Here is a 6,968-nt window from a genome sequence, read left to right as displayed (position 1 = left end):
CAATGGATCGTGGTATGACCTCCTCATACCCGCCATGTCGGAAATGAGTTTTGCGCACCGCTATAACCCTGCTGCAAAACTTAAAGCTGTGCTTCAAGTGCAACAAAGCGGCCTGACTTGCGTCTGGCCGCCTGCGGGAATTCACGATGAGATGCGCTGCAAGGCAACGCTATTGCAGACCGAGCGCGCGGAGCAGAACGGCGGTGAGTGCGTTGGAGACGGGCATGCCTCTGGAGCGCTGGTAGCTGTTGAGGGCACTGTAAGACTGCGGGCCGAACTGGCCATCCACAGGGCCTCTATAGTAGCCAAGGCGGGCGAGCGCCTGCTGAACGCGATAGTCATCGGAGTTCATGCGGTAGGTGTCCTGATTGCGAAACTGCGATGGAATGGCGCGATGGTTGGAATAGTAGGAGACACCGGGACGCGCATAATAATAAGGCATGTTCGGCGGCCCATAATAGTAGCCCGGGCCTGAGTAGCCGTTGCCCTTGTTCAGTTTGAACTTCGAGCTCGGATGCGAGTGATAAACCTGCTGGTCATGATCATGGTGAGGATTGCCGCGCTCACGGTGGTTGTCCTTGCCGTTGCCTTTGCCGTTGTTGCCTTTCCCGCCTTTGTCTTTGGCCTGGGAGAGGGGAGCAAGTGAGAGCAGACTAAAAGCCACGAGCGCGGCAGTTCCGAACATGGGATTGAAATGCATGGATAGTCTTTTTGTTTTCATGGAAGTGGTGTGTGGAGTTTTGGCAGAGTGATCTCAATGGAACATCGTTTTGAACTTGCGACTGACCTTGTCGAGGGTGCGGTCGAGATGGAGTCCGACGAGATTGTCTGCGCCTTTGTTCACGGCTTTTGAGCTTTCTTTGGCGAGATCGGCAAGGTGTTGCTGAATGTCCTCCAGCAGACACATGGCGCGATTGCGCGGCGGAGCTGGGGTCAGCATACGTGCGATGAGAACGGCGGCCAGACCAATGCCGGCGGCGAACAGCAACGTGCCGCCCGGATTCTTCCGGACGCAGTTTTCGAACTGAGTGACGGCCGTAGTGTTGGAAGAATGATCGGGAATGTCGCTGGGTGTGTTCATGAGGATTGTTGGGGGGAGGTGTTCTGGCAGCAGATTTCCATGACTTTGGTGGCACCCAGTGAGAGAAGGATGGGACGCACGAGCACGGCCCCGACGATGGCTGCGGTGCCAGCGATCAAGCGGGTAGGGAGAAGGTTGATGAGCCGTCCCACTCCGACAGCGGCTACCACTGCCTGGCCGGGCTCACGATGTGCAAAATTCTTGAGGTCAGCCACTGCCCGGCGAAAGCAAAGCTCTGCGGTCTGGGTGGGATTTCCATTGTTCATGAGTGGAAGTTAGGACGTCCGATATTCTCCTGCCATGGGGTGTAACCCCACCTGCTGGCGGAATGAGGAAAGGTGCTCAAATTCATGGTGCAAGACTGCGAGTAGTCGGGTTTCACCCCATGGTAAAATCGCGTGTGTCGGGCGAAAGATTGAATGGTTCATCGAAATCAAAACACGCATTCAAAGATCCTATGAAGACTTCACTACTCGTAATGTCCGCCTTGTGCCTTGTGCAATTTCCGCTGTACGCCCAAGTCACCGTTGTCGCCCCGCCACCCGCACCTTCAGGCGTCGTTGTGGTTGCCCCGGGCACCGTTGTCGTGCGTGCGGAGGACGCGTCGGTCTTCCGTCGGCAATTATCCACGGCACCCAAGACGGTGGTGGTGACGGAAACTCCGCAAAGCAAGACCACCCAGACGACCACCGTCGTTGAAACCGTTGGTCAACCGGGCCGGGTGTATAATGCAGAACGCAATGTGGTGATCGTGGAAGATCAGGGTCAACGCCGCGAGCTGCCCTATGTGACGCTGCCGGTGTTGTTTGTGAAGGGCACGGCGAAACTGCTCGATGATGAATCCAAGGCGGCGTTGCAGCAGGTGGCGGATGTGATTCTGGCGGTCAGAAAAACGGAGCCCGGCTCCGTCTATGACATCGAGGGGCACACGAGCACCGACGGCACGAGCGAGGACAACATGGAGCTGTCAGCCGCCCGTGCGAAGCGGGTCTATGATGTGCTCACCGAAACCTACGGTGTGCCAGCCACCTCTCTTAGCGCCCATGGCTATGGTGAACTCTTCCCCATGTATCCCAAGGGTAATGAAGAGGAACTGCAGCTGGACCGCCGCGTGCTGGTGGTGCGGACGAAATAAGGCTGCCGCGTGACTTGCAGGTAATCCCAGGGTCCCGCGTCTTCTCCGAGGCGCGGGATTTTTATGTCCTGTTTTGAAGTGGGGTTTCACCCCATGGCGAATGCGAAGGATGCGCGCTTAAATCAGAATAATGAGAACGTGTTTTGTCTCATTCAATCAGTTCACCTTTGACTCCCTACTGTTCTCATGAGCTACCAGGCCAGCATTCATCATCTCATCACTGGGCGGTTCCTCATGGAATGCCAGGTGGAAGGCAAAGATTTGCGCGGTGCGGAAAACGAGGCCATTGCCCGAGCGGCGCTCAAGTCACGCGGGTTGCCGCGTGAAATGGACGTGAGGCATCTGCACCAGTGCAAGGAACGCCGAAATGCCAGCGCCGATGAAGGCAAGCTGTGTGACTGAATCCATGAGTTCCGGGTAAGGTTCTTGTGCTGCTGTTTGGTTTCAGTGTGATCTGTTTGACGCCGTAACACAGACAAGGCTGACAAGTCACAGTCTGCGTATATGTCATGCCATGACCAAACGCGTTCTTGATCCTCAGCAGGCTTCCGCCACAGGAAAAACCGCCGCAGGCATGGGCTGGCTGTTATGTCTCATCACCAGCCTTTTTCTGGCGGGCTGCTCCACGTATGGGCCAGAGCGTCCGGGTGAAAAAATTTATCGTGACGTTGAGTTTGCTGCGCCGGGCGGGCGCAGGCTGTGCATGGACTTGTATGTGCCAAAGACCGCGAAACCTGCCCCCGTGGTGCTATGGATGTTTGGCGGGGGCTGGAGGTTTGGCAGCAAGGGCTACCACGTGAATGTGAGAGACCTTACCAGCGTCGGCATTGCGGTGGCTTCCATTCAATACCGATTAAGCCAGGATGCCGTGTACCCCGCGCAACTGGAGGACTGCTGCGCCGCGGCGGAATGGCTGCGCGTGAATGGTGCGCGTTATGGAATCGACGCGACGCGCATGGGTGCCAGCGGAGAGTCTTCGGGCGGCCATCTCGCGACTATGCTGGCTGCCAAGGCGGGGAAGTCGCGCATTCAGGCGGTGTGCGCGCTTTATTCACCGACCGACCTCAACGAGCTGGGAGCACTCTACGCAAAACCCGGCAAGGAGAGCCTGATCGACAAATTTTTGGGTGGGACTCTTGAGCAAAAATACGCGCTGGCCGCTGATGCGAGTCCGCTCAACTACATCAGCTCCTCACTGCCGCCGTTTCTCATCATCCATGGTGAGCGCGACAGAGTTGTTCCGCTGGAACATAGCGAGAGACTCTTCTTTGCTCTTGCTGATGCTGGGGTGGACGCCCAGTTCATCGTGGTGCCTGGCAAAGGGCATTGGTTTCGCCTGGATGATGCTCAATTCTCCGAGGTTTCGCGGTTTTTCCAAGTGAACCTCGGTAGATGACTCCCGAGATCTGACTGCGAAAGCAAACCTGTGTTTTCCATGGGGTGCCCGTGCCGAAATTTCACCCCCTGAGTTAGCGCGGTTCGCAAAACTCATTTCCGTTTAGCAGGCTGTTTCTTGATCGCAGATCATGGGCTTCCTTCTTCGCTCTCCTGCGTCGAGCGACGAAGGACAGGTCGGCGGCGGCAGGCTGAGTACACCCCGCCCTACCAGCGCTGGGCAGAGGCGTGGCCATGCGCCGCTATCTGGAAATTAGTTTTGGAAAACGCTACAGCGCGGGACGTTTACCTTACGCTACGTTGCTGGACGCTCTGCTGTTTTATGGTTTTTTGGCTGGCACCTTGCGGTTGGGGTAAGACTCCTCTTGGAAGGATTGGCGGCTATCGCCGATCCACCTCATGTGAGGCTCGTCCCGCAGCGTCGCCAAGGTCTCGTCAAGCACCAGACCGTTTTGCGCCGCATTGTATCGCAACGCCCTGGTCTTGATGATGTATCTGCCCCTGCCTGCCATGGACTGCGTCTCATTCACGATATGATCGACCTGCCCTTTGGGAAGATCCATCATGAGAGTGCTGACCTGGCCCAGATACTGGCCCTTAGTGTTCTTGATCGACATGCCCATGATGACATCGGTTCGCTCGACATGCCCCAGATGGGGGATCCGGGAGTTTTTGCGGGTGGCCTGATCTTCAAAGTGGAACCAAGGTTGCAGGCCGTAGTAGCGGTTCACTGCGGCGACACGCGTGGCCTGGGAATAGGCTGCTACATTGGAGGTCTTGAATCTGGGGGCGGCCTTAAAGCGCTCCTTGCTGACATTCAAGCGCATCACTTGTTTGGATGAGTCTAACGTGAACGCACGGGGTGGCGCGGATGTGAGCTTGCCGCCGAGACCGAAAAAGCCCCCGGAAGCGATGACCACCTCCACCAGTTGTGCATTTTCTAAATCGGCAGTGACGAATTTGATTCTGCCCAGTAACTCATCCTGGAGATTCCAGACTTGGATGCCCGCGAGTTCAGTGAAGCTTTGTTGGGGGTTGAGCTTTTGTGCGTTAGAGGGTGCCGCCACCTCCAATGCCCCGAGACTGCCCCAGGACAAAGCGAGCGCAGCGGTGATAAAAATGGAATTGAGTTTCATAAAGAGTTCCTTCGTTTTCTCGTTGATCGAGAAAGCAAACATGGAAGCTGATGCCCTGCCCATGCCATGGGGTATAACCCGTAGTGAAAAATAAAGGAATCAGACGGAGGCTACCAAATTTTCATCGTCCTTATGAGAGCCATATCTCAGCGCATAGACACGCGTGAAGGCGGCACCAAAGAACAGGATCTGCGCGGTGTAGTACACCCAGACGAGGATGATGATGAGAGATCCTGCCGCTCCGTAACTGGCGGCCAATGAGCTGCGGCCAAAATAGAATCCGAGGATGAATCTCCCCAACTCAAACAGCAACGCAGTCACCAAGGCCCCGATCCAGACATCTTTCCAGGTGATTGACACATCGGGCACCAGGCGAAAAATCATTGCAAACAGAAGAGCCACGACGAGCAGCGAGATCAAGTCATTGCCCCAAGCCCAAGGGCCGTCCAAAGCGGGAAACCGAGCATGCAGGCGACCGCCAGCCACTGCGACAGCTGCGGAAAACAGGAGGGACACCAGCATGAGAAAACCCATGACAAAAACCATGCCGAAGGAAAAGATGCGCTCCTTCACCAGGATGAAAACAGGGTGGCGCTTCGAAGACACGCCCCAGATCTGGTTTAGCGAATCCTGCAGTTCTCCGAACACAGCCGAGGCACCGACGAGAAGTACTGCAAAGCCTGTGAGGGTGTCAAAAATGCCGGTGCCCTTCGCTGCGGTCTCCCGCAGAATCATCTCCATCATCTCCGCGCCTTGATCACCGACGAAGTTTCTAAACTGTCCGACAATTTCTGCGCGCGCCGAATTGCGCTCCACCACGAGGCTGAGGAGTGCGAGCACTATAATGGAGAGGGGGGCGAGCGAGAAGACGGTGTAGAAAGAAAGTGCCGCGCCCATTTTGGGCACTCTGTGGGCGTCCCACTGGCGGAACGTTTCGCGGATCATGGAGAGAGCGGATTTCATGGGCTGTTCAGGCGGTGAGAGCTGCGGCAAGCACCTTGATGAAGGTGACCCAAGGAATGTGCAAGTTCCACACGGTGAGAGGCAGGCTCTGCAGGGAAGGGCGGTGTGGCGGACGGCGCTGGCATTGGCGCAGGGGCTGGCATGGCATCTTCAACTGACATAAGGAGGGGGGCAAAACAGAGCGGGGGCGTTGTACGGGGGGAGCGTCTCAGCTGCCACAGCTCGATGCTGCCAAGGGTGCATTTTTTTCGTGTCAGGTCAATGCTCCACCCAGATTCGTGGATCCTTGAAGATTTGGTTGTGTGCAATGCCTTAAAATCTAGCTGGTTGAGCGTGCTTTTCCCATGGGGTAAAACCCGACTCTGCGTGCATGCAGCTCACGGCTCTGCCTGTGCAAGGATCAAAAGGGGAGTGAAAGAAGTGGCAGTCGTTCCGACGGTCCGTGCCGAATTACGGTGGCAGTGCTTCCAGCGTGGCGCACCCGGCAGGGATCGAACCTGCGACCAGCCGATTAGAAATCCATCCGTTGCCTGTTTCGTCTTGTTCGCTTATGTTTTTGCATGAGCGCACGCAACCCAGGTAAATCAAGGCTTCCATCGTCAAAAGCACCGAACTTGAGCAAACACTTGCAATCAGGGGTGAACCAAAAAAGTGGCAGTGAAATGGCAGTGGTGACTTCCCGAGGCATAACCTTGGGCAAGGGAGACAGCCGCTATTGGCTCCAATCCGGCAAGCTCGTCTCAGATCCGCGATGGGCAGGAGCGTTCGCTTGCCGCATCCAAGCACAAGGCAGGCGCGAGTTCTTCCCGCTCCGCACATCGAACAAGTCATCCGCAGCCGCCAAAGCCGCCCGCATCTACACCGACGTTGCCGCGCTAGGCTGGGATGAGGCATTGAAGAAGCACAAGCCGGACGAACGCCACAGCAAGACCGCCACGGCGGGGGACTTGATCCTTGCCGTTCAGGAACTCGCCGACGTGCGCCCGACAACGCTGGCTTCAAATGTGAACGCCTTTCGTCGCATCGTGGCTGCCGTGGCAAAGATTGACTCCACCAAGAGCCGGTTCGCCGCCCGTGGCACGGGCCGCAAAGCATGGCTGGCCGCCGTGGATGCCGTTCCCCTTGCGATTATCACACCCGCCACCGTGGAGGCGTGGAAACTGTCCTTTGTGGCAAAGCAGGCCGCTGGCGACGAGATCAAAGCACGCTCCGCCCGCAATACAGCAAACGCCACCCTTCGCTCTGCCAAGTCCCTCTT

General features: G+C 56.8%; 10 protein-coding genes. 4 read left to right on the top strand and 6 right to left on the bottom strand.

What is annotated here, in order from left to right; translation table 11 throughout:
- Nucleotides 1–169: 169 nt before the first annotated feature.
- The 3 genes from PSV43_RS02950 to PSV43_RS02940 are packed head-to-tail and all read right to left on the bottom strand — an operon-like array spanning nucleotide 170 to nucleotide 1,347.
- On the bottom strand, nucleotides 170–721 hold the full coding sequence (locus PSV43_RS02950) for a peptidoglycan-binding protein (RefSeq protein WP_300193611.1): 552 nt from the start codon (nucleotides 719–721) through the stop codon (nucleotides 170–172).
- Between the two features lie 33 nt (nucleotides 722–754).
- The gene (locus PSV43_RS02945; protein ID WP_300193609.1) at nucleotides 755–1,081 is read right to left on the bottom strand and encodes a hypothetical protein; all 327 of its coding nucleotides are present in this window, start codon (nucleotides 1,079–1,081) and stop codon (nucleotides 755–757) included.
- The gene (locus PSV43_RS02940; protein ID WP_300193607.1) at nucleotides 1,078–1,347 is read right to left on the bottom strand and encodes a hypothetical protein; all 270 of its coding nucleotides are present in this window, start codon (nucleotides 1,345–1,347) and stop codon (nucleotides 1,078–1,080) included. Before PSV43_RS02940 ends, PSV43_RS02945 begins: the two co-directional genes overlap by 4 nt.
- A gap of 191 nt (nucleotides 1,348–1,538) precedes the next feature.
- On the opposite strand from PSV43_RS02940, the gene PSV43_RS02935 reads away from it, so the two are divergent.
- From PSV43_RS02935 to PSV43_RS02925, 3 genes are all read left to right on the top strand, one after another.
- Entirely contained in the window at nucleotides 1,539–2,216 is a 678-nt protein-coding gene (locus PSV43_RS02935; RefSeq protein WP_300193605.1) for an OmpA family protein, read from the top strand.
- Nucleotides 2,217–2,402: 186 nt separating this feature from the next.
- Entirely contained in the window at nucleotides 2,403–2,618 is a 216-nt protein-coding gene (locus PSV43_RS02930) for a hypothetical protein (RefSeq protein ID WP_300193603.1), read from the top strand.
- Between the two features lie 112 nt (nucleotides 2,619–2,730).
- The gene (locus tag PSV43_RS02925) at nucleotides 2,731–3,612 is read left to right on the top strand and encodes an alpha/beta hydrolase (protein ID WP_300193601.1); all 882 of its coding nucleotides are present in this window, start codon (nucleotides 2,731–2,733) and stop codon (nucleotides 3,610–3,612) included.
- A 319-nt stretch (nucleotides 3,613–3,931) separates the two neighbouring features.
- Here PSV43_RS02925 and PSV43_RS02920 read toward each other — a convergent pair whose 3' ends face one another.
- The 3 genes from PSV43_RS02920 to PSV43_RS02910 are packed head-to-tail and all read right to left on the bottom strand — an operon-like array spanning nucleotide 3,932 to nucleotide 5,858.
- A complete protein-coding gene (locus PSV43_RS02920; protein ID WP_300193599.1) occupies nucleotides 3,932–4,789 on the bottom strand; it encodes a hypothetical protein in 858 nt (285 codons plus the stop codon).
- A gap of 57 nt (nucleotides 4,790–4,846) precedes the next feature.
- A complete protein-coding gene (locus tag PSV43_RS02915; protein WP_300193597.1) occupies nucleotides 4,847–5,710 on the bottom strand; it encodes a YihY/virulence factor BrkB family protein in 864 nt (287 codons plus the stop codon).
- 7 nt (nucleotides 5,711–5,717) lie between these two features.
- Entirely contained in the window at nucleotides 5,718–5,858 is a 141-nt protein-coding gene (locus PSV43_RS02910) for a hypothetical protein (protein ID WP_300193596.1), read from the bottom strand.
- A 490-nt stretch (nucleotides 5,859–6,348) separates the two neighbouring features.
- On the opposite strand from PSV43_RS02910, the gene PSV43_RS02905 reads away from it, so the two are divergent.
- Nucleotides 6,349–6,968: hypothetical protein (locus PSV43_RS02905; protein ID WP_300193594.1), on the top strand; the 620-nt coding region annotated here is incomplete at its 3' end.

The sequence above is a fragment of the Prosthecobacter sp. genome (assembly GCF_029946185.1).
Taxonomy (GTDB): domain Bacteria; phylum Verrucomicrobiota; class Verrucomicrobiia; order Verrucomicrobiales; family Verrucomicrobiaceae; genus Prosthecobacter.
The sequence above is the reverse complement of the archived record's forward strand: the minus strand, read 5'-3'. Positions and strand labels throughout refer to the sequence as shown.